Source organism: Burkholderia sp. E168m23 (genome assembly GCF_016586125.1).
Lineage (GTDB): Bacteria > Pseudomonadota > Gammaproteobacteria > Burkholderiales > Burkholderiaceae > Burkholderia > Burkholderia orbicola.
On the sequence record NZ_BCPP01001214.1, the window covers coordinates 1 to 1,735 of the forward strand.

The following is a 1,735-nucleotide window of genomic DNA, read 5'->3' on the forward strand; positions in this document are numbered from 1 at the left end:
CGACGGATTTGCGGCGGCGCATCGAAATTTCGCAATGTAGCATCCGCTTAAAAGCGAAATGATTTAATCGCTCCGGTAGTGGGGGATAACCCTTAACTATCAAACACTTCGAAGGGATTTTCATCTCCGGGCCTTGTAAATGACGACTCCATTCGAGCAAACTAGCGGCGGAATGGAAAGTCGTGACGGAAAATCCAACTCAGAAGTGGGGCGTGTGATGCGAGACAAGGAAGAGAAACGCGTCGACAGCGGCCGCCGTACCTGGCTGATTGCGACATCCGTAGCAGGTGGCGTGGGAGGCGTAGCCACCGTCATACCTTTCGCGGCGTCGCTTGCGCCGTCCGCGAAAGCGAAAGCGGCCGGGGCACCGGTCGAGGTCGACATCAGCGGCCTGAAGCCCGGCGAAATGGTCACCGTGCCGTGGCGCGGCAAACCCGTCTGGATCCTGAATCGCACCGATTCGATGCTGGCCGACGTGGTCAAGGCCGACAAGGAAGTGGCCGATCCGGCCACGAAATCCCCGTATTCGATGCCGTTGCCCGCGTATTGCGCCAACGAATATCGGTCGCGGGCCGATCGCAAGAACATTCTCGTCGTGATGGCCGTGTGTACGCACCTCGGCTGCACGCCTAGCCAACGCTTCACGCCGGGTCCGCAGCCGAACCTGCCGGACGACTGGCCGGGCGGTTTCCTGTGCCCGTGCCACGGTTCGACCTACGACCTCGCCGGCCGTGTGTTCAAGAACAAGCCGGCGCCTCAGAATCTCGACATCCCGCCCTACATGTTCACGTCGGCGACGACCCTCGTGATCGGCAAGGACGAGAAAGGAGAAGCGTGATGGCCGCCGACAACAAGGAAGTCTCCACCACAGGTTTCACCGGCTGGATCGACCAGCGCTTCCCGCTCACGTCCACCTGGAAGAAGCACGTATCCGAGTACTACGCGCCGAAGAACTTCAACTTCTGGTACTTCTTCGGCTCCCTCGCGCTGCTGGTGCTCGTCAACCAGATCGTCACGGGCATCTTCCTGACGATGAACTACAAGCCCGACTCGACGCTCGCGTTCGCGTCGGTCGAGTACATCATGCGCGAGGTGCCGTGGGGCTGGCTGATCCGCTACATGCACTCGACCGGTGCATCGATGTTCTTCGTGGTCGTGTACCTCCACATGTTCCGCGGGCTGCTGTACGGGTCGTACCGGAAGCCGCGCGAGCTCGTCTGGATCTTCGGCTGCGCGATCTTCCTGTGCCTGATGGCCGAGGCGTTCTTCGGCTACCTGCTGCCGTGGGGCCAGATGTCGTTCTGGGGCGCGCAGGTGATCGTGAACCTGTTCTCGGCGATCCCGTTCGTCGGGCCGGACCTGTCGCTGTGGATTCGCGGCGACTACGTCGTGTCCGACGTCACGCTGAACCGCTTCTTCGCGTTCCACGTGATCGCGATTCCGCTCGTGCTGGTCGGCCTCGTGGTCGCCCACCTGGTGGCGCTGCATGAAGTCGGGTCGAACAACCCGGACGGCATCGAGATCAAGGCGAAGAAGGACGAGAACGGCGTCCCGCTCGACGGCATCCCGTTCCACCCGTACTACTCGGTGCACGATTTCCTCGGCGTATGCGTGTTCCTGATGGTGTTCGCGCTGATCGTGTTCTTCTCGCCGGAGATGGGCGGCTACTTCCTCGAGGCGAACAACTTCGTCCCGGCGAACCCGCTGCAGACGCCGCCCGAGATTGCGCCGGTCT

General features: G+C 61.6%; 2 protein-coding genes. Both read left to right on the forward strand.

The features are described from left to right. Window positions 1-217 precede the first annotated feature (217 nt). Window positions 218-838, forward strand: coding sequence for a ubiquinol-cytochrome c reductase iron-sulfur subunit (gene petA, locus JMF90_RS35800; protein WP_006491868.1), 621 nt, complete (start codon window positions 218-220; stop codon window positions 836-838). After that, a partial coding sequence (locus JMF90_RS35805; RefSeq protein WP_201326225.1) for a cytochrome bc complex cytochrome b subunit occupies window positions 838-1,735 on the forward strand: 898 nt, incomplete at its 3' end. The genes petA and JMF90_RS35805, both read left to right, overlap by 1 nt.